The sequence below is a fragment of the Serratia sp. BNK-17 genome, from assembly GCF_048684935.1.
Classification (GTDB): Bacteria; Pseudomonadota; Gammaproteobacteria; order Enterobacterales; family Enterobacteriaceae; genus Serratia; species Serratia nematodiphila.
Window position 1 is genome coordinate 3,600,802 of record NZ_JBLQTR010000001.1, and the last position, 24,998, is coordinate 3,625,799.

General features: G+C 59.6%; 26 protein-coding genes. All 26 read right to left on the bottom strand.

Annotated features, from left to right (window positions below):
* Nucleotides 1-18 precede the first annotated feature (18 nt).
* Nucleotides 19-1,089 carry a type VI secretion system baseplate subunit TssG gene (gene tssG / locus ACMGF7_RS17085; protein WP_164094825.1) on the bottom strand — a complete coding sequence of 357 codons (1,071 nt, stop codon included), beginning with the start codon at nucleotides 1,087-1,089 and terminating at the stop codon, nucleotides 19-21.
* Nucleotides 1,086-2,972, bottom strand: a complete 1,887-nt coding sequence (gene tssF / locus ACMGF7_RS17090; RefSeq protein WP_420286545.1) for a type VI secretion system baseplate subunit TssF — start codon at nucleotides 2,970-2,972, stop codon at nucleotides 1,086-1,088. The genes tssG and tssF overlap by 4 nt, the downstream gene beginning before the upstream one ends.
* Nucleotides 2,973-2,976: 4 nt before the next feature.
* Nucleotides 2,977-3,552, bottom strand: coding sequence for a type VI secretion system baseplate subunit TssE (locus ACMGF7_RS17095; protein WP_004934985.1), 576 nt, complete (start codon nucleotides 3,550-3,552; stop codon nucleotides 2,977-2,979).
* Nucleotides 3,553-3,554: 2 nt separating this feature from the next.
* Nucleotides 3,555-4,376: a type VI secretion system accessory protein TagJ gene (locus ACMGF7_RS17100; protein WP_273874418.1), complete on the bottom strand. Its 822-nt coding sequence runs from the start codon at nucleotides 4,374-4,376 to the stop codon at nucleotides 3,555-3,557.
* 15 nt (nucleotides 4,377-4,391) lie between these two features.
* Nucleotides 4,392-5,378, bottom strand: coding sequence for a type VI secretion system-associated protein (locus ACMGF7_RS17105; RefSeq protein WP_273874419.1), 987 nt, complete (start codon nucleotides 5,376-5,378; stop codon nucleotides 4,392-4,394).
* A 28-nt stretch (nucleotides 5,379-5,406) separates the two neighbouring features.
* Nucleotides 5,407-6,180, bottom strand: a complete 774-nt coding sequence (locus tag ACMGF7_RS17110) for a PP2C family protein-serine/threonine phosphatase (RefSeq protein WP_004934976.1) — start codon at nucleotides 6,178-6,180, stop codon at nucleotides 5,407-5,409.
* Nucleotides 6,180-7,919: a type VI secretion system-associated FHA domain protein TagH gene (gene tagH, locus ACMGF7_RS17115; protein ID WP_420286546.1), complete on the bottom strand. Its 1,740-nt coding sequence runs from the start codon at nucleotides 7,917-7,919 to the stop codon at nucleotides 6,180-6,182. The genes ACMGF7_RS17110 and tagH overlap by 1 nt, the downstream gene beginning before the upstream one ends.
* A 405-nt stretch (nucleotides 7,920-8,324) precedes the next feature.
* Nucleotides 8,325-9,086, bottom strand: a complete 762-nt coding sequence (locus tag ACMGF7_RS17120) for a DUF4225 domain-containing protein (RefSeq protein ID WP_033643557.1) — start codon at nucleotides 9,084-9,086, stop codon at nucleotides 8,325-8,327.
* Nucleotides 9,087-9,148: 62 nt separating this feature from the next.
* Nucleotides 9,149-9,484 carry a T6SS amidase immunity protein Tai4 family protein gene (locus ACMGF7_RS17125; protein ID WP_049240794.1) on the bottom strand — a complete coding sequence of 112 codons (336 nt, stop codon included), beginning with the start codon at nucleotides 9,482-9,484 and terminating at the stop codon, nucleotides 9,149-9,151.
* Nucleotides 9,485-9,500: 16 nt separating this feature from the next.
* The gene (locus ACMGF7_RS17130; RefSeq protein WP_075201885.1) at nucleotides 9,501-10,295 is read right to left on the bottom strand and encodes a lysozyme inhibitor LprI family protein; all 795 of its coding nucleotides are present in this window, start codon (nucleotides 10,293-10,295) and stop codon (nucleotides 9,501-9,503) included.
* Between the two features lie 13 nt (nucleotides 10,296-10,308).
* Nucleotides 10,309-11,139: a pesticin C-terminus-like muramidase gene (locus tag ACMGF7_RS17135; RefSeq protein ID WP_274851889.1), complete on the bottom strand. Its 831-nt coding sequence runs from the start codon at nucleotides 11,137-11,139 to the stop codon at nucleotides 10,309-10,311.
* Between the two features lie 67 nt (nucleotides 11,140-11,206).
* A complete protein-coding gene (locus tag ACMGF7_RS17140) occupies nucleotides 11,207-11,689 on the bottom strand; it encodes an Hcp family type VI secretion system effector (RefSeq protein ID WP_004934962.1) in 483 nt (160 codons plus the stop codon).
* Nucleotides 11,690-11,884: 195 nt separating this feature from the next.
* Nucleotides 11,885-12,313 (bottom strand): T6SS amidase immunity protein Tai4 family protein, encoded by a 429-nt coding sequence (locus ACMGF7_RS17145; RefSeq protein ID WP_197799780.1) that lies wholly within the window; start codon nucleotides 12,311-12,313, stop codon nucleotides 11,885-11,887.
* Nucleotides 12,314-12,339: 26 nt separating this feature from the next.
* A complete protein-coding gene (locus tag ACMGF7_RS17150; RefSeq protein ID WP_420286548.1) occupies nucleotides 12,340-12,573 on the bottom strand; it encodes a T6SS effector amidase Tae4 family protein in 234 nt (77 codons plus the stop codon).
* Nucleotides 12,574-12,579: 6 nt separating this feature from the next.
* Complete coding sequence (locus ACMGF7_RS17155; protein WP_420286549.1) at nucleotides 12,580-12,831, bottom strand: hypothetical protein; 252 nt, start codon at nucleotides 12,829-12,831, stop codon at nucleotides 12,580-12,582.
* A complete protein-coding gene (locus ACMGF7_RS17160; RefSeq protein WP_047574724.1) occupies nucleotides 12,828-13,211 on the bottom strand; it encodes a Rap1a/Tai family immunity protein in 384 nt (127 codons plus the stop codon). Before ACMGF7_RS17160 ends, ACMGF7_RS17155 begins: the two co-directional genes overlap by 4 nt.
* Before the next feature lie 67 nt (nucleotides 13,212-13,278).
* Complete coding sequence (tssC, locus tag ACMGF7_RS17165; protein WP_004934958.1) at nucleotides 13,279-14,784, bottom strand: type VI secretion system contractile sheath large subunit; 1,506 nt, start codon at nucleotides 14,782-14,784, stop codon at nucleotides 13,279-13,281.
* Nucleotides 14,785-14,787: 3 nt separating this feature from the next.
* A complete protein-coding gene (gene tssB, locus ACMGF7_RS17170; protein WP_015378282.1) occupies nucleotides 14,788-15,324 on the bottom strand; it encodes a type VI secretion system contractile sheath small subunit in 537 nt (178 codons plus the stop codon).
* Nucleotides 15,325-15,446: 122 nt separating this feature from the next.
* Nucleotides 15,447-16,478: a type VI secretion system protein TssA gene (gene tssA / locus ACMGF7_RS17175; protein WP_033643554.1), complete on the bottom strand. Its 1,032-nt coding sequence runs from the start codon at nucleotides 16,476-16,478 to the stop codon at nucleotides 15,447-15,449.
* 23 nt (nucleotides 16,479-16,501) lie between these two features.
* Complete coding sequence (gene tagF, locus ACMGF7_RS17180) at nucleotides 16,502-17,221, bottom strand: type VI secretion system-associated protein TagF (protein ID WP_049240651.1); 720 nt, start codon at nucleotides 17,219-17,221, stop codon at nucleotides 16,502-16,504.
* An 18-nt stretch (nucleotides 17,222-17,239) separates the two neighbouring features.
* The gene (gene tssM / locus ACMGF7_RS17185) at nucleotides 17,240-20,875 is read right to left on the bottom strand and encodes a type VI secretion system membrane subunit TssM (protein ID WP_197799134.1); all 3,636 of its coding nucleotides are present in this window, start codon (nucleotides 20,873-20,875) and stop codon (nucleotides 17,240-17,242) included.
* Nucleotides 20,875-22,077, bottom strand: coding sequence for a DotU family type VI secretion system protein (locus tag ACMGF7_RS17190; protein ID WP_004934945.1), 1,203 nt, complete (start codon nucleotides 22,075-22,077; stop codon nucleotides 20,875-20,877). Before ACMGF7_RS17190 ends, tssM begins: the two co-directional genes overlap by 1 nt.
* 21 nt (nucleotides 22,078-22,098) lie before the next feature.
* On the bottom strand, nucleotides 22,099-23,445 hold the full coding sequence (gene tssK, locus ACMGF7_RS17195; RefSeq protein WP_411295092.1) for a type VI secretion system baseplate subunit TssK: 1,347 nt from the start codon (nucleotides 23,443-23,445) through the stop codon (nucleotides 22,099-22,101).
* 40 nt (nucleotides 23,446-23,485) lie between these two features.
* Nucleotides 23,486-24,016, bottom strand: a complete 531-nt coding sequence (gene tssJ / locus ACMGF7_RS17200) for a type VI secretion system lipoprotein TssJ (RefSeq protein ID WP_015378277.1) — start codon at nucleotides 24,014-24,016, stop codon at nucleotides 23,486-23,488.
* A 29-nt stretch (nucleotides 24,017-24,045) separates the two neighbouring features.
* Nucleotides 24,046-24,546, bottom strand: a complete 501-nt coding sequence (gene tagV, locus ACMGF7_RS17205; RefSeq protein WP_033632731.1) for a type VI secretion system accessory protein TagV — start codon at nucleotides 24,544-24,546, stop codon at nucleotides 24,046-24,048.
* A gap of 48 nt (nucleotides 24,547-24,594) precedes the next feature.
* The gene (locus tag ACMGF7_RS17210) at nucleotides 24,595-24,987 is read right to left on the bottom strand and encodes a DUF4150 domain-containing protein (RefSeq protein WP_004934933.1); all 393 of its coding nucleotides are present in this window, start codon (nucleotides 24,985-24,987) and stop codon (nucleotides 24,595-24,597) included.
* Nucleotides 24,988-24,998 lie beyond the last annotated feature (11 nt).

Sequence of the window (24,998 nt, forward strand, 5' to 3'; positions counted from 1 at the left end):
GCGCCGGCCGAAATAGGGTCAGAACGGGTTTTCCAGCGGTTCAGGGCTGAAGATCAGATCGTCGAGATCGCGCTGTCGCCGATGGTCGGCCAGCCAACTGCTCAGGCCCAATCGCTGCGCGCCGCCGAGCTGGATGCCGTGCGCCTGTTCCTTCGCCAGGATCAGGCGCACTTCCCAGACGAACTCGATGCCCAGGTATTGGCGCACCCAGTCGCGCAGTTGCCGGCACAGCTCGGCGCCCGGCAGGAAGCGGTCATAGTCCTGCTGCGGCATCGGCCCCAGCTCGATGCGGAACTTGTGCTGGATATCGCGCACCGCGATGCCGAGAAAGGCCGACTCGCCGAGCCGCGGCGCGCCGCGGCCGGCCTTGAGCCGCGCCTGCTCGCGCGGCTCCACCCGCAGCCAGTGCGGCACGTTTTCGACGATGCGCACCGGCACCTTGAAATACTGCTGCAAAATCTTGCTCAGGCCTTCCGGATCGCGGCTGTGGCGAATCAGATGACCGGCCATAAAATGCTTGGCGTGGGCGTTGATGCTGTCGCGTTCCTGCTGCGCCGGCTGGCCGATGCCGATCAGGCTCGACAGGTACTCGTCGAAGCGCCGGTTGTCCGGGCGATCCAGCGATACCGTCGGTTGCGCGTCGGCCCAGGCGCGGTAAAACAGCAGCGTCAGCCGGTGATGGAACAGATTGGTGAACGCCAGCAGGGTGGTGTCCTGATGGTGATACACCCGTTCGCGCACGTATTCGGTCAGGTGCAGCGGCAGCGGCCCGTTGGGGCCGAACAGGCCGAAACTGAAGATCGAAACGTCGTGCAGCGGGCCGTTGGCGCGCGGCGTCACCTGCGCCAGCGTGGAGGGCGCGAACGACAGCGACGGCTCCTGGCCCAGGCGCAGCATCTCGTGGCGCGGCAGCGGCGCGCGCCCCAGCAGGTAGGGCTGGCCTCCCTGGGCGTCGATGCGCCGCAGCAGCTGAAACAGATCGTGCTGGTAAGGCGCGCTGCGCAGCCGCGGCCAGAAGTCGTCCGGCAGGCGATACAACGCGTTGATCTGCGGCGGCGCCAGTTCGGTGGCGATCATTTCCGCGCTCATATCAGCGTCCTTTTGCCCATGCGCGCCTGCCAGTGGGCGATTTCGCCGCGCTGCTGGCTGGAGAGCGTCATCTCGGTGAAGGTGTTCATCGCCACCAGGCGCGAGAACAGGCGCTCCAGCACGCTGCCGAGCAGGTAAGGGCTGTTGCCGGAGAACGCCTGCTCATCGACCGTCAGATCGATGGCGATGCCGCGCGCGAATACGATGGGGCCGGGCTCCGGTACACGCCGATAGACCGGCCGCAGGTTGCAGTGGCGCACGCCCTGGATCTGCTTGGCGATCGCCGGTTCGCTCAGGTTGCCGTACAGCCCCAGCAGCTGGCGCAGGCTGGCGGCGCCCTGTTCCGGATCGCCGTCCATCATGCTGAGGTAGTTCAGCTGCAGCTGGCTGATCAGCCGCCAGGTGATCATCCCTTCGGCCAGCGCCGGGCGCGGCGGGGTGGGGCCTTTGCGCAGCGAGACCTGCTTGATCGGGATCGAATCGGGCATCACGAAGTTGCCCTGATCCTGTTGCAACAGCATCAACGGCAGATCGCGGCTGGTGCACAGCACGTCGGCGGTGAGGTATTTCAGATCGCTGTGCCACGGCGATTGCCGTTCGTCCACCAGCGACACGAACACTTCCGAACCGGCGTAGCCGGTGCGGGTGCCGTAGCGGCTGGCGTGCTCCGACAGCGTGCGCTGTTCGCGCCGCAGCGAAAAGTAGGCGCCATAGTTGCCGTCGTCCGCGCTCAGGGTGCTGTAAAACGGCCGAAACTCTTGCTCGTAGCGTTTTTCGCTGGCGCTGCCGCCGAGCCGCTGCACCGAAAACACTTCGTAATCCAGCGGCCGGATATTGTCGACCACCAGATGGTATTCGTGGTTCTTTTCGTTGATCGCGATGCGTTCGGCCACTTTCGGAAACAGGTTGATCACCGGCGTGCAGTGCAGCGCCAGGTGGGCGGCGTCGACCACCCGTTCCAGCGCGGCATCATGCCGATCCAGCAGTACCACGATTTCGAACTGGCGCAGCCCCTTTTTCCCTTCGCGCACGCTCTGCAGCAGCGGACGCAGGCCGTTGACGCTGAAGAACTGGAAGCGCGCCGGGAAGGCGAAATACTCCTGCAGCAGCCGGTAGCCTTCGAAGTTGCGCAGATCGTTGGGCAGCAGCGCCTGATCGGCGGCGAAGCCCTCCTGTCGCAGCCCGTCCAACGCCAGCGCCCGCCGCTGCGGCTGAGCCTCCACCGTTTGGCAGACAAGCCCGACGCTGTGCTGCATCAGCAACTCCAGCAACTGCTGCGCCTGCATGTCCGGCCCGGCCAGGTAAAACATCAATTGATCCAGCTGCAGGTTGTTGAGCGTCACACTTTCGTAGCACTCAAGACGAATGCGCAGCGCGCTGACGCAGCCGCTGTGCTGCAGCCCCAGCGAGGCCAGCGGGATATCGGCCGGAATGCCGCCCAGCTCGACGCCGGCGATGCGCACCGGCTGTAGCGTGACGTCATGCGCCGTGGTGTAACTGCAGGTGATGCCGCTTTTCTTCAGCGTCTGGCTGTCCATCATGGTGCCGCGCGGCACCACGAAGCCGTTGCTGATGTCGCCTTTGCTGCTGTCCGGCTGCAGCTCGGCGATCGCCATCGACGGCGTCGGCGACAGGTAGTTGGGGTAGATGATCTCCAGCAAGCGCTGAGAAAAGCGCGGGAACTCGGCGTCCATTTTCAGCTGCACGCGCGAGGTGAGGAAGGCGAAGCCCTCCATCAGGCGCTCGATATAAGGGTCCGCCACATCGATGCCGCGCATGCCGAGGCGGCCCGCAACCTTCGGGTACTGTTCGGCGAACTCGGCGCCCATCTCACGCAGATAGGCCAGCTCGCGGTTGTAATAATCTAACAGTTTACTGTCCATCGCCTTACCCTATGTCTTTCAGATCGAAGTGGCCGTTTTCCAGATCCACGTCGGTACGGAACAGAAACTCCAGCGGATAGGGCACGCACCACAGGCGGCCCTTGATTTCGATCGACAGCACGTTGTGCAGCTCCAGCGAGCCGGTATCCGAGATGCAGCGCACCTGCAGCCCCTCGGGCAAAATGCGCGGCTCGAAATGGAGAATGGATTCGGTCAGCGCGCGCTGAATGTCGAGCCATTCGATGTCCGACATGCGCTTGCCCGCCAGCGAGGCGATGCCGTAATTCAGGGTGGAGCGCCGCACCTGCGGAAAATCGCCGAGATCCAGATTGGATTCACTGTTGACACAGTTGAACAGCCACTGCAGATCGCGCAATACCCGGCGGCGCAGCTCGCTGTGCGACACCAGGTTGCGCACCTGCGCCTCCTGCTTTTTCTGCGGTTCGTCGTCGGTCAGCATATCGAGCAGCACCGGCTGCATTTTGTCGCGCGAGGTCAGGCGTTCGCTGTCCTGACGATAGCGATAGCCCTGGTGGCGCAGATCGCCGCCGTCGTAGTGGGGTGGGCGCTTATCGTTCATGGTCAGGCGCTCGCGTCGAAGCTCAACTGCCGCAGGCTGTGCAGTGGGAATTCATCGCTTTCGCTGAGCCAGGTTTTCAGGCCCAGCCCCGCATAGTGGGTGCCGTCGCCCAGCGGTTGCCATTCGGTGCGCTTGCCGAGCAGCAGCGCGTCGTCGCTGCCTTCTGCCAGCGGGTAACGGGCGGGCAGTTGGCATACCTGTTCGCGGCCATCGGTCAGGCGCACCAGCGCATGGCTCCACACCAGGTCGATGGCGCTCTGCGGCGCCTGGAACTGGATCGCGGCGATGTCGGCAAACGGCAGCCAGTAGTAAACGCCGTTCAGCGCCAGTTCGCATACCGGCCCGAGGCGGCCGTCACCGTCGGTCAGCCAGTCGAAACGCAGCTGCCGTTCTTGTTCGCCTTCGGCCAGCGTTAACCGCCCGGCGCCGGCCGGAGCGGCCTCCAGCGCTTCATCACGCAGCGCCTGGGCCGGTTCGGCCGCCCCTTGCGCATCCTGATGCAGCGCCTGCACCATCAGTTTCAGCCAAGGCTGATCCTGCCGCAGCAGCGCCGGCGCGGCCGTGCCGGCAAACACCGCCTGGCGTTGCAGCTCGGCGTTGACTGACTGCATCAGCAGCAGCGTGGTCGGTTGGGCTATCGGTTTCAGCGCCTGCCAGGATTTCAGCTGCGCGTTGGCGCGCGTCCAGTTGCCGCTCAGGCACAGCAGTTGCACCAGCGCGGCGCGCAGGTCGGCATCCGCCGGTTTCGCCTTGATATCGTTTTCGACGGCGGTGATGGCCGCGCCGATCGACTGGCCTTGCAGCATGCTTGCTAATGATTTCACAGGCTTTCCTTATAATCAGTGAGTGACGCCGTTAACCGACAGGTAGCTGCCGCTGGCGGGATCAACGCGGTCTGCGGCCAGCTTTTCCACCAGTTTGAAAGTCAGTGGGGCGGGGGCGCTCAGCAGCGGCTGCCAGGCGGTTTGCGCCTGCTGCACGCGCTGTTTGATCTTGTTCTCGTCGGCGGCGTCGACGCGCGGCATTTCAACGATCGCTTCACCGTTGAACGCCCAGGCGTGCAGCTTCGGTTCGAAGTTCAGCAGCAGGAAGCTGCCCGGCGCCTGCGGGTTGCCGCCCAAAATGAGCCGTTGGGCGTTGGCGCTGACGACGGTCAGCGCGCGATCGCCGCCGTTAACCTGCGCCAGCGGGTAACCTTGCAGGAACCACAGCGTCGGCGAGAGGGTCTGGCCGCCCTGTTGCAGCGTGACCGCGCCGCTGCCCTGCAGCCAGCCGTCCTCGCCGCAGCGCAGCGCGGCGCCGGCGGGAATGAACAGCGAGCCGCCGTTGGCCTCGTCACGCCAGAAGGTGCGGAAGTGGCAGCCCTGCGGCAGGCTGAAACGCTGAGCCGGCGCGCTGTCCGCCTGCGGAGAAGTCACGGCCACCGCCGCAGGGATCGCCGGTTGCGGCGGGGTTTCCGGCGGCTCGGAGGCCTCTTGTTTGACCACCGGTTTCCAGCCGCGCGCTTTGGCGGCTTCGCCGCTGGCCAGTTTCTCTCCGCGCTTGTCGGTCAGCGTCCAGGGCAGGTGGCCGGCTTTCGGGCACTGCTTTTCCAGCAGATTGCCGACGCGGGGCAGAAAGTCGTTCAGCACCGTCGGATCCTGGCTTTGCGCCGAGACGATACGCAGCGGGATGCTTTTGCCGCACCAGCTTGCCGGATTGCTGTTTTTGACGTCATCGATAAACACTTCCAGCTTCTGGCTGGGGGAGTAAACCAGGCGATAGTTCATCGCCTGCGCGGTCGGCACCGCCATCAGGGCGACGAGCCCCGGCATCCAATATTTCATAGTGAACCTTGCTGTGAATGTGCGCTGCTCAGTCGCGGCTCAGAAACCGCTCCGCATCCGCCAGCGAATGCAGCAGGGTGGTTTCCTGCGGTGAGCCAATCCAGACGGCGATAGCGCTGTAGTTATCGCTGTTATTGTTTTTCTTCCATGCCTGCTGCATCAGGGCGATCCACTCGCTGGGGGAGTTGACCATATGCAGCGACTGTTCCAGTTCGGCCTGGCTGAAGCTGTGCCAGAAGCCGTCGGTGCACAGCAGGAAAACGTCGCCGTCTTCCAGCTGCAGCACGTCACTGTAGGTGGCGTCGCGCTCTTCGTTGAGCCCCAGCGCGAAATACAGCAGGTTGCTGTTGATGCCGTTGGTCTGGTAGCCGGCGTCCTGCATCTGTTGGATCAGGCTGTGGTCGGTGGTGACGGCATGCAGGTAACCGCGGCGGAACAGGTACAGGCGGCTGTCGCCGGCGTGCGCCCAGTAGGCCAGCTGGTAATCGCGATCGATAAACAGACTGACCAGCGTGGTGCCCATCTTGCTGTATTCGTCCGACTGCCGCTGCTGCTGGTGGATGGCGGCGTTGGCGCTGGTGATGTGCTGACGAATGCTCTGGGCGTTCAGGTGCTTTTCGCCGTCGAAGTTTTGCAAAATGGTGTCGCGCGCCAGTTTGGCGGCGATATCGCCGCCCGGAAAACCGGCGATGCCGTCGCACACCACGAAGCAGGCGGCGCGGTTGCCGAGCACTTCGCCGGTCTGATCCTGGTTGGAGGCGCGGCCGCCCTGGTTGGAGGTAGAGGCTATGGTGATATTCATTACGCGTCCGGTTTGGTCTGTGAGTCTTTGTATTGATTCACTTCAACGTCATAGGCGTGCAGGAAGGCTTCGCCGAACAGGGTGTGGAAATCGTCCTCGATTTCGCCGGAGGTTTGCTGATAGTTCTTCACGAAGTAGTCCCACAGCGCGGCCTTGCGGTTGGCGGGCAGCGACAGACGCGGCGCCACGCCTTCCTTGCGCGCTTCTTCTTCGAGACGCTCCGGGTTAAACGACTGCAGCATGGCGGCGATGATGGCGCGAATGCCGGCGATCATCCCCAGCTGGTGCGCCTGCAGGTCGATCAGCGCGTCGCGCACCGCCTGCTCCGGCGGCATAAAGCCCGGCATCTGGCTGCCGAACATCTGCATCAGCACCGTTTTGCCCGAAGGCAGCAACTTGAACGGGTTGTTGGCTTCGTCGAGGATCATGGTCATCTCGGCCTTCACGCCGCGCTTGAGGATCGAGCGGGATGAGAGCAGGGCGACGGTGCCCTGCGAGAACAGGCTCAGCAGGCGACCGGCCAGGCGGATCTGTTGTTCGTCGAAATGCGGCTGCGGCTGCAGATCGTCAAGACCGACGCCTTGCAGCAGCGCCGCCAGCAACGGTCCTTCCAAGGTGTCGCCATTCGGCGCGGCGGCGTGCTGCCGCTGAGCGGATTGGTAGGCAACCGGATCGATGCCCAGGCGGTTGCCCTGGCGCGGACGCGGCGGCTGCGCAGGCGGCTCCTGCGGGCTGAACTGCGGCTCGGGTTGGGGCTGCGGCTCGGGCATCTGCACGGGCGGCGGCGTCGGCTGAGGGCGCGGCGCTACCGGCTGGGCGGCGACCGGAGCCGGTGCTGGCGGCGGGGACGGCGGCTGTACCGCTTCCTCCGGCTGAGCCAGCGGCACGGCGCCGCCCATCAGCAGCCCCAGCGGATCGTTGCTGTTCAGCGTCTCTGGCGAAGCGGGCGCGGATGAGCCGCCGAACAGCGCCAGCGGATCCAGTTCTTGTTCCGGTTGCTGCGCATTCCGGACGGGGGGGGCCGGGCGCGGTGGCGCAGCCTGCTCCGCCAGCAGCGCGCTGGGGGTGGTGTCGGCCAGGATATGCTCACGCTCAAAAGTGGAGTCAGTGTTGAATAAGGCGGCCGGATCGGTTTGCTGTTGCTGCAATTGGCGCAGATCGACATCGCCCGCCAGCTGCGCCAGCGGATCGGCCGGGTTCAGCTCGTGAGCGGGGGTATCCAGCAGCGGATGATTGTCCGGATTGGCGATCGGCGGCGGTGTGACGGCGGCCGGCGCGTTAGGCGTAAATTCTTCCACCAGGCTGTCCCAGATTTCGTTGGGAATTGGCGCGGCGGATTTTTCGGTGGCGGCGGCTGCTGGGGCCGCAGCAGCGGCAACGGCAGCAGCCTTGGCCACCGGTTGAGCCTGTGGCGCGGCGTGTTGCTGTAGCGCGCTGACTTCAATCTGGTAATCGTCGATGCCGAGCACGTCGCCATCCTGCAGTTCAACCTGGCGGCCACGCTCCAGCGGAATATCGTTCAGCAGCACGCGGGTGACGTTGCCGCGATTGGTGATGCGGCATTCGCCGTCAGAGGAAATGTGCACGATCGCCTGCAGACGGGAAATGGCGCGCTCTTCGTCCGGCAGCACCAGGTTGTTGTCCACGCTACGGCCGATGGTGCCGCCCGGCGGCAGAAAATCGCAACTGCTTTGCGGCGGAACCTGGCCGCTTTTATTTTTTACAATGGAAAATCGCATAAGGCATTCCTGCTGATGGGGATTTTAGACTGCTTTGGGCGTATGTTGATTTAGTCATCTAATCAGATGGCTAACTTCGATTCTTTTCTTCTTTGTAATAGGTGTTTTTTGGTAGTTGAGTTAAGTAGATAAAGGTGAACATCAAACTGCCGTAGTGAATAGAGTCATAGTTATCGTTGCCTATTGGGTAGAAAAGATTAAGAAAATCATTTCCATATGCAAAAATTGAGAGCTGTAGGACTCCCATAACAACAACAATGAGACAGTTGAAAACAAACAATGGATAATTGTGTTTGCGTGCCGATATTTTTTTTAAGTAATATAATGCCACTAAAATTATGAGTGACAATGAAAAGTAGGAAAATAAGAATCCATATGAGTAAGTTGATAGCGTGACGTCTGGAGTCATTTTCTTTGGTTGTCCTTTATGAGTTCGTACATCCCGCTGCCGGTTGTTAAATCTGATATAACCTCAATCGTCAAACCTGTTCGGCCCATCTCTTGCCAACCACGAATAAAGTCGCTATTGATATTCCTATATAATCTCCAGGCATCTGGTTTTAATGTTTTCCTGATCATTCCATATCCAGATAGGCTAAGATCTACAGTGCCATAAATTGTATCCGCAGCATCCTGACTATATCCTAGTGCTTTTGCAGTATATCGATAGGCATTTCTGACACTGCCTGATTTATCTTTTCGGAAAAGTAAATAGTAACCGTTTTCATAAATATTGTTAGTACCTTGAGCAATCAGCGGTAAGCCAAAACCGCCACACGCCATACCGAGAGTCGCTGCACAAGTACCGACTCCGGCGAATATTTGTGTTCCTCCACCGACAAAACCTATCTGCTTCAAAATAAGGTTGGTGGTGTTGTTACTCTTCTTTTTTTCTATTGATATATAGAGCGTATTTCTTCCTGCGTCGATAGCAAAAGCTTGGCGTTTAAGATGATTAGTCTCGTCTTCAATGTCCCTGATTGCCCCAGCGTAGGATGTGCAGTGTATACTGATATCCCTTTGTGCAAACTGAATAAGTTGGTCTATTTCCAGTGAGAAATTAGCTCTTGATTCGTTGGTGTATAGATACTGTCGTGAAAACGTTCTTGATAGTTTTTTGAGTTCATCGACAGATCTATCCAGATCTGCTTTTGTTTTGTATTGCATCAGGATTCCTTTCCTATTTTTCTAAACTAACATTTATTATATGTAAGGATGCGTATTTATTATCAGTTGTCGTCTTTCCCTTGGTACTTCTTGATGATGGCTTGCAGCTCTTGGCTATGTACAAGATCGATGCACTTGGCCATCGTCATCGGCTTCCCAGACATGCTGTCATAGGGCTTTGCCAGAAATCCTTTTGCCAGCGTCCTGACGGCGGTATGCGCCTCCAGAGAATAATCGCCGAACTCCATGTAACCCCGAGCGGCGGCGGCGGCATCGTTTTTGACTTCTTTTGCTGAGTACCCCTCGGCGATGCAAACGCTAAGCGCGTAGTTTTTGAGGTACTCAGCAGGGGAATACTTTCCGTTGGCGGAAGCTTCAGTATTCAATACCGCCAACATGAGTAGGAACGCAGTTTTAATCGTGTGACGTAAGTGCATCGATTCGTTTTTGCATCGTATCGGCCAGGCAATCTTTGTCATCTCGGCATTTATCCCTTTGCAGTAACCAAGATCTTTGCGTGCTGTTTAAAGAAGCCGCCAGTTTTTTATCCCCTACATCGGTCGCCTGCTTTTTTGCCAACAGCCAAGCTTGGGAAACGCTTTTGTCATAGGCGGATAAATTGAAGTCTGAGCAGATAGTTTTTTCAACAACGCTTGTAGATTTGGCACAGTCGAAAGACGCTGCAGGTTTAGGATCTTTCGGTAACCGTTCTAATTGCAGTAGCGAACCATCGTACCAATTAACCAGCATTTTTTTTGGATTGAGAGCGGCAAAGCTGGAGCCTGCACCATTATCGGATGGGCCGAATGATCCGGAGTGACAAGCGATCTTGAAAAGAGAGACTTCTGCTTGGCCGTTTTCATTCAATGCATAGTTTTTAGCCGAGATGCTTTTATCTCCGCCCATCGACTTACCGATGAATTGATTTAGCGTGCTTCTCTCAATACTTAAGGTTGGCGCTGTGCAGACGTCTTTTTCAGGCAGATTGTTTTCTATTGATTTAGTGGAAATATTGATTACCCTTCCTAGTAATCGAGGGTCGTTAAGTTGATAGCTAAGCGTGCGGGTAGTCTCATTGTCTATGTTGACCTGAGTCACTTGCCATAAGCCATCAATAGTTGATGATGTTGGGGTATTAACGTTTTTTTCTGCTGCACATGCAGTAAGTGAGAAAAATACGCTACTAATTAAAAATGCAGATAATTTCATTGTGGCGAATTCCTTAGCGATAGTTTCCATTTAAATAGAGCTCGACTTCGTAATTTCTTCTGTTTATCAGCCCTTTCATCACTTTTCCACCTGAGGTAATGGCACGTTTTATTTCTGTCATTGCATCAGATATTTTGCTCTGATTAATGAATGCTGCGACGTTGTTGAGTCGACCACCTGGATTATAAGCAAAGGAGACTAACGCATCAAACTCTTGTTGTGTGAGTGGAACAAGAATTTTATTCCTAATAGCTCTTTCATAGGCAGGTACTATAAATTTAAGTAGTTCCGTTTCCTGTGTGTCGGTTAAAACCACTAAATTGTGATTTTCTTTCGCGAAGTCTTTAGCTTGCTGATGATGTAACCCGGCGGCTGCACTGATTTTATCTGCAGTTGCGCTGTCTAATCCAATCGCGATCATGGTATTTTTTATTGATTCTATAGAGCGAGCTTTCATATCATAACCCGGCCCCAGAGTGACCCCGCTTGCACCGCCAGGCCAATGTAGGTGGTTACTTACTCCGCGCCATGCTTCAATATTAAAGATAAACCTTAAACCGCTTTGTGAAATGCCCATAGCTCCGGGACCTTGACGACCTGCACTACCACCGATAGGAGGTTGTGGTGCTCGAGTTTCGACGTGTGAACCCAGGGCTAAGAATGTTTTTCGACCAGCGATGCCGTCAACATGCAGACCTTTTTTACGTTGCACTTTTTTTACTGCTAATTCAGTCTTTAGACCGAATATGCCATCAGAGTTAAGAATAGCCCCCTGTTTATTAAGCAATTCTTGCAATGATTTTACGTGATTTCCTCTGTCACCTTTTCTAATCGCTTTCATCATGATTTCCTTATCTAAAATACATCGCTTGCCAAACCAACCTCCCCATAACGGGGAGGTTGTATAACAATTAAGCTTCGCGGTTTTCCTTGATGTTCCAACCTGCGCTGCTTTCGGCGCCTTTGCCGCCTTTGTCGCTCTGCTCCCAGTACTGCTGTTTCACTTTCGCCGCCTGGAAGGAGTAGGTGACGCCCACGGTGTCTTCGCCGCCTGCACCGGTGTACTGCACGGCGGTGACCAGCACGTCTTCCAGGGTGATTTTGGCGTATTCAACCTGGGTGCCGCCCGCCTTGCAAACCGACAGCTCAATCTTGGTCAGGTGTTTGCCGCTTGAGCAGTGTTTCAGCAAGGCCGGGGTTGACTTGTCGATCAGCGCGTTGACGTGCAGATCGTTGAAGCACACTTTGCCGGCGCCGCCGCCGCCGCCAACGCCCATATTGCCCGGTTGAGAAGCGCCCCAGGAGAAAGAAGTAATGTCGGTCCAGCCTTTGTGATTCGAATCTTTGGATTCGCCGCTGGCACCTTCAACTTTCAGGAACATATCAATAGCCATAGTTTCTTCACTCTTTATTAAGGGTTAACAGTAGTATTAACGTTACGTTGAAAAACTCAGGTAATAGCAGCAGGAATTGCAAGTGTGGTAATGCATTACCAATTTATATCCTTGTGCCATGCACCTTCTTAAATACCGAAAATTATCGGTACGGGTTACCGAGCCACTATTAAGTGCTAATGGCTCAATGCTTAATTATTTCGCGTTGTCTTGGTTCCATGTTCGTTCTGGATTGCCTGCTATGAGCTGTCGGGAAAGCTTGTCCAATTCCGTACTATGGTACAACCGCAGGCAGTTTAAGGTGACACCTTGACTCTTGTCTTTGGTTTCGCTGTGAAACTCATTGATTCTGGATTTATATTTGCCGATGAGAGCATTGATTTTCTCATCACCTGATTCGATATCGAATGGCATCCATTCTCTCATCGCATTCGCCGTTCTGGCTGCATCAAGAGAGAATGCCTTATCCGAATCGGAGACCTGTGCCAGGCAGCGTGACAATGCCAGTTCTTTTACGACCTGGTGATAAGGCATCTGTTTGATAAATGCCACCGGATCCTGAATCGGCGCTGCTTGCAGCCTTAATGAGGTGATAAGCAAGCATGCAGTTAAACCAAACTTCATGCATTTACTGATAAGCCGATGGAACACTAGCTCAACTTCCAAAACCAGACCTCTTTGCAGTTAAAATAGCAATGGGAATGGCAGGTTAATAGCGAGTTTTCTGGTTCGATAAGATCAATGTGTCCGCCATCATAGTTAGTGATCTTATTGAAGAACACGACTCCTTTTTTATTGCCAATACCTTTCTCTGCATCTGGAGCATTAAAGAAAATTTTGGCTTTGCCAAAACTACTGGAGCGATGCAACTGATCGGCCAGCAATTTGGCTCACGGTTCAATCGTTTTACCCTTATAGGCGCCTTTCTTGATTGGCAGGCGGCCTTTGAAGCTGATACCGGTTTTCAACAGCGCCAGGCTCATGCGGACGGCACAGGTATTGGCATAACCAGGATTTTGCTTTAGAAGCGTATCAAGCTCATAGCCAATCTCAGCGTAAACGGCTTCTGCTGCCAAATATCCCGGGCTAGAGTAATCAGAGGAGTAATGGCTGCTTTTTAGCTGACGATATAAAGGTTTCATGCTTTGCCTCCTTTGCAGGGGAAGCGAGTCGCCAGAGCCTCTTCAATCAGGGGGGCAGCCCTTTCGTGCAGGCGCGCAGCGGGAAGTTTATTAAAGAATTCGAACACAAACTCCTGCAGAGTGACGGTTTGTAGCTGGCTGTATTGGCACCAGCTTTTTCCTTCTGTCGCGTCCAGCACGCCCAGCAAATAAATTCGCGCTTTCTCTTTTTCCTGTTTATCTGTACTGCGATAGAAACGGAAAAAGTCGCTGCCTGGCAGATTGACATCATCGGACGTCAAATGCGCTATCGATGTCTGCTCTGCGAAAGCTGGCGGCGCGGCGGAGAGCGAGCAGACGACTGCCAACAGCGATGCCAGATAAAACCGCTTTGTCTTCATCTTTCTTTCCCTGTGATGAGGTTAATGTATCAGCCAGGCCGCACTACCGCGGCCTGACTTCAGTCCATCAGGACGCGTCGTTTTGCTTCAGCGAAGGCAGCTTCGACACCAGGCGCAGAGAAACGGTCAGGCCTTCCAGCTGGTAGTGTGGGCGCAGGAAGAACTTGGCGCTGTAGTAGCCCGGGTTGTCTTCGATCTCTTCCACCTGCACTTCCGCCGCGGCCAGCGGTTTGCGCGACTTGGTTTCCTGCGATGAGTTGGCCGGATCGCCGTCCACGTAGTTCATGATCCAGTCATTCAGCCAGCGCTCCATATCGTCGCGCTCGCGGAAGGAGCCAATTTTGTCGCGCACGATGCACTTCAGATAGTGCGCGAAGCGGCAGCAGGCGAACAGGTATGGCAGGCGCGCGGAAAGCTGGGCGTTGGCGGAGGCGTCGGCGTCGTAGTATTCCGCCGGCTTCTGCAGCGACTGCGCGCCGATAAAGGCGGCGAAGTCAGAGTTTTTGCGGTGCACCAGCGGCATAAAGCCGTTTTTGGCCAGCTCGGCTTCGCGACGATCGCTGATGGCGATCTCGGTCGGGCACTTCATGTCCACGCCGCCGTCGTCGCTGGGGAAGGTATGGCACGGCAGGTTCTCCACCGCGCCGCCGGATTCCACCCCGCGAATGGCGGTGCACCAACCGAACTCTTTGAACGAACGGTTGATGTTGGCGGCCATGGCGTAGGCGGCGTTGGTCCAGGTGTAGTTGCCGTGGGTCGCGCCGTCGGTATCTTCTTCGAAGTCAAACTCGTCCACCGGATTGGTGCGGATGCCATACGGCAGGCGCGCCAGGAAGCGCGGCATCACCAGGCCCAGGTAGCGCGCGTCTTCCGATTCGCGCAGGCTGCGCCAGGCGGCGTATTCGGTGTTCTGGAAAATCTTGGTCAGATCGCGCGGGTTGGAGAGCTCCTGCCAGGACTCCATCTGCATCACGCTTGGCGCGGTGCCGGCGATGAACGGGCAGTGTGAGGCGGCGCCGATCTTGGCCATTTCACCCAGCAGCTCCACGTCCTGCGGGCTGTGATCGAAGTAGTAGTCGCCCACCAGGCAGCCGAAGGGCTCGCCGCCGAACTGGCCATACTCTTCTTCGTAGATTTTCTTGAAGATCGGGCTCTGATCCCAGCCCACGCCTTTATAACGCTTCAGCGTGCGGCCCAGCTCCTGCTTGGAAATGCTCATGAAACGGATCTTCAGCATCTCGTCGGTTTCAGAGTTGTTGACCAGGTAGTGCAGGCCGTGCCACGCGCCTTCCAGCTTCTGGAAATCGTCGTGGTGAATGATCTGGTTGATCTGCTGCGACAGCTTTTCGTCGATTTCCGCGATCAGCGCCTGGATGGTGCGGTAGGCGTCGGAAGAAACGGTGACGGTATTTTCCAGCGCCTGCTGCGCCAGAGTTTTCACCGCGTTCTCGACCGCTTCTTTGGCCTGATCGGTCTTCGGCCGGAACTCTTTGTTCAACAGCGCGCTGAACTCATCGCTGGAAAAAGTCTCGGTGGTTTGCAACGCATTTTGTTGCTGAGGCGAGTTGCTCATCGATTAATCCTCACGCTCGTTGTTGTCATCGTTAACCGCCGGCTTCGGCGCGTCGGTCAGGGATTTCAGCAGCGCCGGGTTTTGCAGGATCTTGGAGATCAGCTCCTCGGCGCCGTTTTTACCGTCCATGTAGGACAGCAGGTTGGAAAGCTGGGTGCGGGCGTCCAGCAGATTGTCCAGCGCGTCGACCTTGCGGGCGATAGCGGCGGGGGAGAAGTCTTCCATGCTTTCGAAGGTCAGATCGATGTTCAGCTTGCCTTCGCCGGTCAGGGTATTGTCAACCTGATAAGCGACGCGCGGCTTCAGCGATTTCATGCGCTCGTCGAAGTTGTCGACGTCGATTTCCATGAACTTGCGCTCTTCCACGCTGGCTTGCGGATCGACCGCTTTCCCCACCAGATCCGCCATCACGCCCATCACGAACGGCAGCTGGATTTTGCGCTCTGCGCCATAAATTTCGACATCGTATTCAATCTGTACGCGCGGCGCGCGGTTGCGGGCGATGAATTTCTGCCCGCTGCGGGATTTCGAGTTTGACATGATTTACTCCATCTAATGGCGATTGGGAACGCGCCTCGTCCGGCTGGGAGAGTCAGGTTCTGATTCGGGTCTGCGCAGGGGCAGACGGTATCGGGTGTCGTCAAGAGAACAAAAGTCGGCGGCTAGCTGTTCTCCTCGTTGTCGGGGCGACCGAGAATGGTCTCCAGTTGGTTAAGCCCATCGGGCGCCAAATCGCGGACGATTTGCATAAAGTCCAGCGTAATCAGTCGCTGTACCCGATCGATCATCAGCGGCGCCGGGTGGCTTGGCTCATGAAGACGAAAATAGTTTTTCACCTTGTCCAGCATCAGCTGGGCGTCGTCGCGCGACTGGATCTGCGCGCTGCGCCAGTTGAGTGGGGCAGAGGCGCTCTGCACGGCGGCCGGTGGCTGCTCAGCGGCGGTTTCCTGTGTGGCGTCCGCTTCGGTGGCGGCCGGGGCCTCGCTCTGGCCAGCAAGCGCCACCAGCGAAAAGACCTTGGTCAGCGCGCTCATTTCCGGCAGCGCGCTTTCACCCAGATGGCGGGTGACTTCGCTGCGAATGGCGGCCAGGGTGTTGGCGATATGCATCACCAGCGCGCCTTCGGGGCGATCCTGCTGCGCCAGTTCATCCTGCAGCCGTGCGCGGCCGCCGGGAAAGTTGGGGCACTCTTGCTTGCTGCCGTCGAGCAGGGCGCCGGCATCGCGCAGCGAGATTTCACCGGCGGCGCTTTTCAGCAGCGGCGCGGCGCGCACGCTGGCGGCCAGCGCGGCCTTGTCGCCAAGGTCGGCCAGTGCGTTGATGCGAAACAGCGGGTCGGCCTCGCCGTCGAACTCCAGCGGCGGCTGCAGGGCATCCCAGTAGCGGAGTATCGCCTGGTGGATCAGCGTCAGCCCGTCGGCATAGCCCGGCAATCCGCGCAGCTGGGTCCAGGCGCGGGTGAGATACAGCATGACGCGCAGGTCTTTGGTGCGCGCCAGCAGCGAGCTTGCGAGGCGCTCGACCTGCACCCAGTCCGGCGCCTCTTCCGGAATGATGGTGCTGCCGAACTGTTGTTCGGCCTTGCCGGTGGCGGCGCGCGCCATGGCCAGAAAGTCGGCGTCGTATTCCAGGTTGTCGCCGCAGGGCGTGTCCGCGTCAACCGGGGCCAGCAGGGTATCGGTGTCGATAGCCATAAAATTTCCTTCAACGAGCGATGTTAATCAAACATTTGCGGGTACTGGCCGCCGCGGCCGGGGCGCGCCCAGCCGTTGGGCTCGAACAGCAGTGAAAACAGCTGCACGGTGAGGTTGCCGCTGTGCACGTGGGTGTAGAGCGGGTGTCCGTCGGCCTGGTTGGTCCACCAGAAGCTGGTGTACTGCGCCGGATCGAAACAGTCGGCGGCCTGTTGCCAGCCGAGGCCCGGCACGTCCGGATGCTGGAACCCGATAATCGACAATATCTCGGAGTCCGCTTCCGCCGGTGGGCTGGGCAGCGTCGGGATCGCCTGCAGCGTGCGGTCGATCTGTTCGGCGGAGAAGCCGTTGCGCACGCCGTTCAGCAGGGTATGGCCGAGCTGTTGGTACCAGCTCGCCGCCATGTTCAGCTGTTGCGGGCGCCAATCCTGTTGGCTGAACAGGCGCAGCGCGCAGATGGGGTAACGCCGCCCGACGCGGTCGCGCGCCGGCAACAGGCAGCCCATCTGCACGTACTGGCTGCCGAGCGTGGCGGGGATCACGAAGTTCCACACCGGCGCGTTGCTGAACGGGTGATCGTTTGGCCCCTGCGCGTCGCGCTGCAAATTCACCAGCCCGTTATGGAACCAGTGAGCCCAGTTGTTGACCACCGGGTCAGGCAAACGGCGTTGCAGGAAGTCACCGGCGGAAGGAAGTTTGCCGTACCAGCCGATGCTCGTCGGGGCGCTTGAATCAGTGCTCATGGTCATGTCCTTTCGGGGCTACGGGCACGAGAAGGCCGGCAGTTGGAACGGATTGCGAATGCTGTTGGGCGTGAACTCCAGCGTGACGCGGTGGCCGTCGAGATTGAACGTCGCCTGACGGCCGAGGCCGCCGGTGCCCGAAGACTGCGCCATATCCACCAGGCGGTTCAGCGCCCACGGCCCGCTGGTCACCAGACTGGCGGTAGTGCCGTTGGCCAGCGCCAGCTGCAGATGCACCTGGTTGGTATTGCGGGTGCCCGGCCAGCTGACCACCAGCGGCACCTGCGGGCCGTGGCTGTATTTGAACAGCTGCCCGTCGATATCCAGCGTCAGGTTGAGGATGTCGTTATCCATCCGCACCGGCCGCACGGTCACGCGGTACGAGGGCGTCGCGGTACCGTTGGCGAAGAAGGCGTCGCGGATGCGCTGCGCCTGCTGGAACGAACGCAAGATGCCTTCGCCGCCGGGCAGCGTCTTGCCGTCCACGCCGGGGGTAAAGCGCCAGTTGGCGCGGGTAGTGTCGACCTTGCCCTGCAGGTTGTCGCGGAAGAAGCTGTCCATCAGCCCGCTGTTCGGCGCGAACATGCGCGCCAAATCGTCCGGCGTCACTTCCTGGCGCGCCCGGGCCACCAGCGGATAACGCCCGGCGATCGCCTGGCGGCAGAAGCTGCCGACCTCGAAGCTGATGCGCTTTTTCACGTTCTCCATCTCTTTGCGCTGGGTGTCGCTGCTGGCGCCGATCGCCAGTGACAGCAGCATCTGTTTGAACGGCACCGGCAAGCGGCCGGACTCGGCCTGCAGGCGCGGGATGATGTCGCTCGGCGGCGCCGACATGCCGCTGTTGGCCGCGCCTTGCACCGCCGTCAGGTAGCTGTACAGCTCATCGACCTGTTTCAGCACGCTGTCGAAAGGGATCGCCTTATTGCCTTCGCCCTGGCTTTGCGCCAGCTCCAGCAGCGGCGCGAAGTGCGCCATCACCAGCTGTTCCGGCTGGGCCGACACGTCGCCGTCGGCGTTGGCCGGCCGGTTGGTGAACAGCGCCTCCAGCGTGCGGTTGGCGTTTTGATTCAGCCTGTCTTCGGTTTTGGCCAGCAGCGAGCGGGAATCGGCGTCGCTTTTCTCGTCGCGCAGGGTGACGTTTTTGCTGACGTTGACCAGCAGGTTGCGCATCGGCGACGGGTTGCCTGACAGCAGGCGCGCGCTGCTGATGCGTTGGGTCAGGTTGCCGATGTTGGCCAGTTGGATATCCCCCAGCAGCTCATCCCAGGCGCTGATGAAATCCTGCATGTACAGCTGGCGGATGGTCTTGGTCAAATCGGCGCTCTTCTGCTCCGGCGTCTGGCTGTTCAACACCCAGACGTCTTCCTTGCGCAGGGTATCGGTCACCGGATCGATGTTGTCGTTGAACGCTTTCCAGTACCCTTGCGAGGTGAACAGGCCCGGCACGCCGTCAGTGACCGGTTTGCCGCTTTTGCGGCTGAACGCCAGCTCGGTCTGCGGGCCGGCCAAATCGACCAGGCTGACCGGCTTGATGTCGGTCTGTTTCAGCAGCAAGCGCTTGAGGCGGCCATAGACGCGCTGCGACAGCGGCGCCCGATTGATGGCGGCCTGCGCCTGCGCCACCAGCTGTTCATCTTTGGCGTAGGGCGAGGCCTGGATCTGCGCATCCAGCAGTTGGCTCAGGTGCCATTCGATCTGCTGCAGCTGTTTTTGGGTGCTGCCCTGCGGCAGGTTGCGCTGCAGGTTGAGCATCACCCAGGCGCGCAGGAATTTGCCGTCGTACTGCTTCGGCAGATACAGCATCTGGTAGGCCTTCAAAGCTTCATAGCTGAAGTCCGCGTCGCCGTGGTTGTCGTTGCGCAGCGTGGTGGCAATCTGTTGCGCCACCTGCGGCAGCAGCAGCTCTTTCAGCGCTTTTTGATACAGGGCATTGCCGGCGTCACCGACCTGATCGCCGCGGAACAGCCCCATGCGGTAAGTGAACGGCGGATCGTCCAGCGAAAAGTTCTGGCTGTCCGGCAGGTGCAGCAGGCTGTTGAGGAACGGCAGCAGCGAGAACATGTCGCCGTTGCCCACCTGCGTCAGGTTTTGCCCCTGGCGCTCGACGCCGGGCACCTTGGCGGCCACTTCCGTCAGGTAGGCCTTGTTGTTGCCGTAGCTGGTGAACCAGAGCATCGCCAGCACCGCCAGGACCACCGCCAGCGCGATGTAACCCGCCCAGTGCAGGGCGCGGTTGCGGTATTCCCACCAGCGGTTGCTGCCCGCCAGCCCGGACTCCTGGAAGATCACCGATTCCAGCGTCTCTTTCAGGAAGAAGCTCTGGCCCTTGGCCGCCGGGATCGGCGTTTCCTGGCCCACGCTGTCCCAGGCCGCGTTGGCCTGCGCCCCTGAGTTGGCCGTCGGCAGCTGCAGGTAGCGGTTCAGTTCGCCCATCACCCGGTCGAACGGCAGCCCCTCTTGGGTGCCGCTGGTGAAATAGATGCCGCGCGGGGTAAAGCGGGTTTCAAAACTGGAGGTGGCGAACACCTGTTCCAGATAGTGGCCGAGCAGCGGGCGCAGCGCGGCGAATTCCTGCGGGAACAGATAGCTTTCGGCGCGTTGGCGCGCGTCGTGCTCCATCAGCAGCGTATCCGGCAGCGCCGCATCTAGCCGTTGTTGCAGCAGGGCGTATTGCTGTTCGAAGGCGGCGTTCAGGTTGAAGTCCGGCTGCCGCGAGCGTTCGTAAGGGAAGGTGAATCCCCAGATCTGGTCGCGCTGCGCTTTGTCGAAGCTGCCGAAATAGGCCATAAAGCCGTTGAGCAGGTCGGTTTTGGTCACCAGCACATAGACCGGGAAGTGAATGCCCAGCTGTTCGTGCAGTTCGATCAGGCGTTTGCGCAGCGCGCTGGCCTGGGCGGCGCGCGCTTCGGCGCTGTCGCTCAGCAGATCGGCGACGCTGATGGTGACCATCACGCCGTTGATTGGCTGGCGGGTGCGATATTTTTTCAGCAGCGCGACGAAGCTTTGCCATTCGCCGGCGTCTTCTTCGCGCTGGCTTTCCTGGGTGGTGTAGCGGCCGGCGGTGTCGAGCAACACGGCGTCGTTGGTAAACCACCAGTCGCAGTTGCGGGTGCCGCCCACGCCGCGCAGCGCGGATTTGCCGAAGCGATCCGCCAGCGGGAAGTGCAGGCCGGAATTGACCAGCGCGGTGGTCTTGCCGGCGCCGGGCGCGCCGATGATCACATACCACGGCAGTTGGTACAGGTATTGGCGGCTAAAGCGGGTCATCCAGCGGTGTTTGCCGTCGCCCTGGCCCGGTGCGAAGCGCGCCTTTTTCAGCAACTGCGCCGCTTCGTCGAAGCGCTGCGCCAGCTGATCGTCTTGTTTAACCTCGGGCTTGCCGTCTTCCGCCGGCACCGTTTCGGCGGCGCGCAGGTTGCTCAGCAGGCGGCTGTTGAACCAGGCGCTGTAGAGGCGCGGGATCAGGCGGCACAGGAACCAGATCAGGTAGATGACGCCAATGGCGATCTGGCGGTTGAGTTCCGGCTCCAGCGGGCGATAGTCGCCGATGGCCACCAGCGGGCCGATCATCCAGATGATGAACGCCAGCGCGGTAATGCCGACAAAGCCCCACAGCAGGCGGCTGGTGATGATGGAGAATAACGTACTGAGCATTACTTTCCGGTTCCTTGCGGCAAGCCGTTGATTTCCGCCTGGGTGTTTTCCGGGGCGACCAACAGCGTAATTTCTACCCGGCGGTTCAACGCGCGGTTCACTTTGTTATCGTTCGGCGCGACGGGGTTGCTCTCGCCGCGGCCCTCGGCCTTGACCCGCTGCGGGTTGGCGAGGTGTTTTTGCAAGCGGGCGCTGACCGCTTCGGCGCGCGCCAGCGACAGCTCCCAGTTGGAGGCGAAACGGGCGCTGCGGATCGGCAGGTTGTCGCTGTAGCCGGTGACCAGGATCTTGCCGCTGACGCCGTTCATGGCGGCGGCGATGCGGTCGATGACCGGGATATAGTTGGCGCGCACCGTGGTGGCGGCGGAGTCGAACAGCCCGTCGCCTTTGAGGATCACCACGCTTTGCTGCGCTTCGTCGCGCACCACCACCAGCCCTTCGGCGATCTCTTTGCGCAGGAAGCTTTTCAGGCTCAGCGTCGGCGGCGCGGCCGGCGCCGGGTTACCGATCGCCACCTGCGGCAGATTGGTTTGGTAAATCGCCGCCAGCACCGGGCTGGTGTTGTCGCCCAGCCGCCAGTTGAGGGCGATGAACAGCAGCGAAGCCAGGAAGCCGGTCAGCGCCACGCAGGCCCACAGCGGCACCAGCGGGCGCCACAGTTTTTGCTGTACCGGCAGATCCAACGCATGAGGCGACAGGGGAGGGGCGTAGCCGCCGCGCACCGTCCGGATCAGCTGCAGCAAGCGCTGTTTCATGGTTTCCAGCTGAGAACGGCCGTTTTCCATGACCCGATAGCGGCCTTCAAAGCCCAGCAGCAGGCAATAATTGATCAGCTCCAGCAGGTTGATGTGCTCACGCGGACTCTGCGACAGCTTGGCCAGCAGCTGGAAAAACTTTTCGCCGCCCCAGGTTTCGTTATGGAAGGTCACCAGCAGCCCGCTGCCGGACCACACGCTGTTGCTGCCCCACGGGGTCAGCGCCGCCGCTTCATCCAGCGCGGTGCACAGGCAATAACGCGCGCCGATGATCACTTCGTACGGCAGATTGGCGCGTTGGCCGCGGATCTCGAAGCGGCGCATTTCGTCGATCAGTTGTTGGCGCAGCTGCGCCGGGTTGGCGTGCGTGGCCGACTGGCGGATCTGCGAAATGGCGTTCAGCAGCGGGTTGGCGGCGTCCACCAGCGGATTGGCCGCTGGCGCCATGCTATTTTCCTGAGTCATAGGTTACCGGTCCGTATGGCTGCGAATCGCCCAAAATTCCATGTCCAGCCCCGGGAACTCACCGGCCAGATGCAGGGCGAAGGCGCTGGATTTTTCCATCTGTTTCCACAGGTCGCCGCCTTTTTCCAGCTCGAAATAGGTATAGCCGGCGTGATAGGGGATCTGACGCGGCGCGGCGGGCATGGTGCGCAGGCCGATGCCCGGCAGCTGCAGCTGCACCAGATCGCGGATGCGCGTGACCGGGGCGATCTTCATCTGCGCCGGGAAGTGGGTCAGCAACACCTCGGCGGCCACGTCGGCGCGCACTGCCAAGACGAAACCGAAGTCGCGCATCATTTTGGTGTCCTGCACGGTGGCGACGTTCAACCCGTGGGATCGTTCGACCAGCGTCAGCTGAATGGCGTTGTCTTCCAGCACCACTGACAATCCTTGACGCAGCAACAGCATCAGCTTACCGAAGCACAGCGCCAGGTTGTCGTGGTCGTACACCGGCAGGCGGCCTTCCGGGGTGCGCTGCGCCGAGAAGCTGGCGAGCTCGGTGGCGAACTGCAGCCAATCGGCGAACAGGCGTTCCGGGTGCAGATGGTCGAGGTGATAGGCATGGCTCACCTGGCCAAGATGGCGGTTGATCAGCTGCAGCAGCATGAAATCGACCATTTCGGAACTGCCGCCGCGGCCCGGCTGCAGCAGGCGTTGGCTCATCTGCTGGCTGCGCTGTTGCAGCAGGCCCTGCAGATCGTTGATGAAGGTCTTCAGTACCGGGTTGCCCTGACAGTTCAGCATCGGCGGGATTTGCGCTGTATCGAGACGCAGGCTGTTGTCGCCGCGCTTTTCCAGCACGCGGGTGACGCCGAGCGCCGTCCATTCGGCGTTCAGCTCGCTCTCCAGCATCAGCCGCAGGCGCAGGCGACCGAATTGCAGCGCCGCGCTGCCCACCGAGACGGCGTTGAGATCGTCGACTTCATTCTCGTAAGCCAGATAGCGCGCCAGCGCCTCCGGGCTTTCCTGAAAGATCACGTCTTCACGCCCTGCGCGGTAAGTCGGCAGGGCCAGCACCACGTTTTCACCGGTCTTGTTGTCGGCGATGGCCAGCGGCGCGGGCGCCTGCTGGGCGCCGGAGAAGCGAAACGGCGTGCCGTCCGGCATGATGCCGCTGGCGGCGTTGAGCGCAATCTTGCCCTGGCGCAGCAGCGTTTGGTCCAGATCCAGGGTCAGGAACCCCCAGAAACAGCCACTGTGGGCCTGGCCCCAGTTGCGCATATAGCCTTCGAGATAGTTTTCCGCCTGCTGGAAATGGTGAGGGCGTAAAAACATCCCCTCAGTCCAGACAACCTTATGAGCATCTTTCATCATCACACCTATAGTTACTTCGCTTCAGCGCAGCGGTAGATCAGTCGACCTTTTTTACGGGGCGCAGGCCATTCACGCCCGCGACGATATGCGCTTCCAGCTCATCCGGCGAGAATTGCCATACCTTGTAGAAATTGGTTTCGGTGGGCTCCGGCAGCGGCAGCGAAATGCGCCAGGCCTTGCCGTCCAGGTTTTGATACTCGGCGATCACGCCGATGTAACGTGCGTCCAATGCGCTTTGCCCGCCGAGCGTCTTGCCGGTCTGGCCCGGCGTCAGGAAGAACTGATCGCTGTCCAGCAGGCTATTGCCGAGCACGCTTTTGGCGTCGTTTTGCAGACTGAAGAAGTCGGCATCCATGAATTCCGCATCCGAACGCAGTAGCAGCACGCGAATTTTTATCGGCGCCGGTTGCGCGCCGGCGGCGGCGTTGACCTGGCGATCGGCATCGAACACCAGGCTGTAGCGCGACGGCACGCTTTTGGCGGAAGACATGCAACCGCCGAGCGCCAACGCGCCCAGCAGCAGAAACAGCATCCCGCACCAGCGGGAAGCGATAGGGGTCGTCATCATGGGAATCTCGTCGCCCGCAGGCGTACTGACTACTGGAGGATCCAGGTGGCTGAGCCGGCGTTTTTACACGCCTTGCTGTCGCCGCCGACTTTGACGCAGTCCTGTTTGGCGGCGCGCGCGCGGCGCGGCAGATCTTTGCGCAGCGTTGATTTGTAGCGCGCTTCCGGCACGCCGGCGTTGGCCTGGATATAACCCACCAGGTCGCCGCCGCGAATGGCGGAGATCGCCAACCAGTTGTTTTCCACTTCGCCCAGCGCGTAGAACGCGGCGGCGTTGTCCAGGCTGCCGACGGCGGTGCCGGTATAATCGGGGCTGCTCATGATGCTGGCGGCGTACAGGCTGCGGTATTCCTCACCGATCGGCTTGAACTGTTTCGGCGCGCTCACCGCGGCGCGGTGTTTTAGCGTGACGCCATTGACTTCACTGCTGACGATGGCGTCGTTATTGAGCGCCGGCGGCGGTGGCGGCGGGGTGGAACAACCGGCAAGCGTCAGGGCGGTCAGCAGCGTCAGGGTAATCCGTGTTTTCACAATGTCCTCTTTTTCTTGATTGAATGGCTGTGTAATAAGGCGCCGTCATCAGGGCGCAAGCAGCAACACTTTTAATTGGCTCGGCACGATGCGCATGCCGAGCGCGTTGGTGGAATTCTGCAGGCTGAGGCTGGTCAACCGGGTGGCCGGGGTGCCTTTGAGCAGCACGGTAAAGGCGCCGGTCAGGTGGCGGGACGGCCCCATCACCGTGCCGGAAGCGACGCCGGTGGCCACGCCGGGGTTGTCGCCGTTGGTCAGGGGCGTCACCGTCGCCATGTTGTGCGCCGGGGTGCCGACGAACAGAATGTTGAACGCATTCGGGATGGCGGTCGGCGCCAGGGCGATATCCGGGTAAGGCACGGGCACCGGTGCCGGGCTTGGCGTCAGACAGACGTCGGGAAACGCCAGGTCCACGCCGATCATTTGGCTGTTGGCAAACATAAAGGCCTCCG

What these genes read in the sequence shown, in the direction of transcription:
- tssG (WP_164094825.1), bottom strand. Translation starts at nt 1,089, where the DNA reads ATGAGCGCGGAAATGATCGCCACCGAACTGGCGCCGCCGCAGATCAAC.
- tssF (WP_420286545.1), bottom strand. Translation starts at nt 2,972, where the DNA reads ATGGACAGTAAACTGTTAGATTATTACAACCGCGAGCTGGCCTATCTG.
- ACMGF7_RS17095 (WP_004934985.1), bottom strand. Translation starts at nt 3,552, where the DNA reads ATGAACGATAAGCGCCCACCCCACTACGACGGCGGCGATCTGCGCCAC.
- ACMGF7_RS17105 (WP_273874419.1), bottom strand. Translation starts at nt 5,378, where the DNA reads ATGAAATATTGGATGCCGGGGCTCGTCGCCCTGATGGCGGTGCCGACC.
- ACMGF7_RS17110 (WP_004934976.1), bottom strand. Translation starts at nt 6,180, where the DNA reads ATGAATATCACCATAGCCTCTACCTCCAACCAGGGCGGCCGCGCCTCC.
- tagH (WP_420286546.1), bottom strand. Translation starts at nt 7,919, where the DNA reads ATGCGATTTTCCATTGTAAAAAATAAAAGCGGCCAGGTTCCGCCGCAA.
- ACMGF7_RS17120 (WP_033643557.1), bottom strand. Translation starts at nt 9,086, where the DNA reads ATGCAATACAAAACAAAAGCAGATCTGGATAGATCTGTCGATGAACTC.
- ACMGF7_RS17125 (WP_049240794.1), bottom strand. Translation starts at nt 9,484, where the DNA reads ATGTTGGCGGTATTGAATACTGAAGCTTCCGCCAACGGAAAGTATTCC.
- ACMGF7_RS17130 (WP_075201885.1), bottom strand. Translation starts at nt 10,295, where the DNA reads ATGAAATTATCTGCATTTTTAATTAGTAGCGTATTTTTCTCACTTACT.
- ACMGF7_RS17135 (WP_274851889.1), bottom strand. Translation starts at nt 11,139, where the DNA reads ATGATGAAAGCGATTAGAAAAGGTGACAGAGGAAATCACGTAAAATCA.
- ACMGF7_RS17140 (WP_004934962.1), bottom strand. Translation starts at nt 11,689, where the DNA reads ATGGCTATTGATATGTTCCTGAAAGTTGAAGGTGCCAGCGGCGAATCC.
- ACMGF7_RS17145 (WP_197799780.1), bottom strand. Translation starts at nt 12,313, where the DNA reads ATGAAGTTTGGTTTAACTGCATGCTTGCTTATCACCTCATTAAGGCTG.
- ACMGF7_RS17155 (WP_420286549.1), bottom strand. Translation starts at nt 12,831, where the DNA reads ATGAAACCTTTATATCGTCAGCTAAAAAGCAGCCATTACTCCTCTGAT.
- ACMGF7_RS17160 (WP_047574724.1), bottom strand. Translation starts at nt 13,211, where the DNA reads ATGAAGACAAAGCGGTTTTATCTGGCATCGCTGTTGGCAGTCGTCTGC.
- tssC (WP_004934958.1), bottom strand. Translation starts at nt 14,784, where the DNA reads ATGAGCAACTCGCCTCAGCAACAAAATGCGTTGCAAACCACCGAGACT.
- tssB (WP_015378282.1), bottom strand. Translation starts at nt 15,324, where the DNA reads ATGTCAAACTCGAAATCCCGCAGCGGGCAGAAATTCATCGCCCGCAAC.
- tssA (WP_033643554.1), bottom strand. Translation starts at nt 16,478, where the DNA reads ATGGCTATCGACACCGATACCCTGCTGGCCCCGGTTGACGCGGACACG.
- tagF (WP_049240651.1), bottom strand. Translation starts at nt 17,221, where the DNA reads ATGAGCACTGATTCAAGCGCCCCGACGAGCATCGGCTGGTACGGCAAA.
- tssM (WP_197799134.1), bottom strand. Translation starts at nt 20,875, where the DNA reads ATGCTCAGTACGTTATTCTCCATCATCACCAGCCGCCTGCTGTGGGGC.
- ACMGF7_RS17190 (WP_004934945.1), bottom strand. Translation starts at nt 22,077, where the DNA reads ATGGCGCCAGCGGCCAATCCGCTGGTGGACGCCGCCAACCCGCTGCTG.
- tssK (WP_411295092.1), bottom strand. Translation starts at nt 23,445, where the DNA reads ATGAAAGATGCTCATAAGGTTGTCTGGACTGAGGGGATGTTTTTACGC.
- tssJ (WP_015378277.1), bottom strand. Translation starts at nt 24,016, where the DNA reads ATGATGACGACCCCTATCGCTTCCCGCTGGTGCGGGATGCTGTTTCTG.
- ACMGF7_RS17210 (WP_004934933.1), bottom strand. Translation starts at nt 24,987, where the DNA reads ATGTTTGCCAACAGCCAAATGATCGGCGTGGACCTGGCGTTTCCCGAC.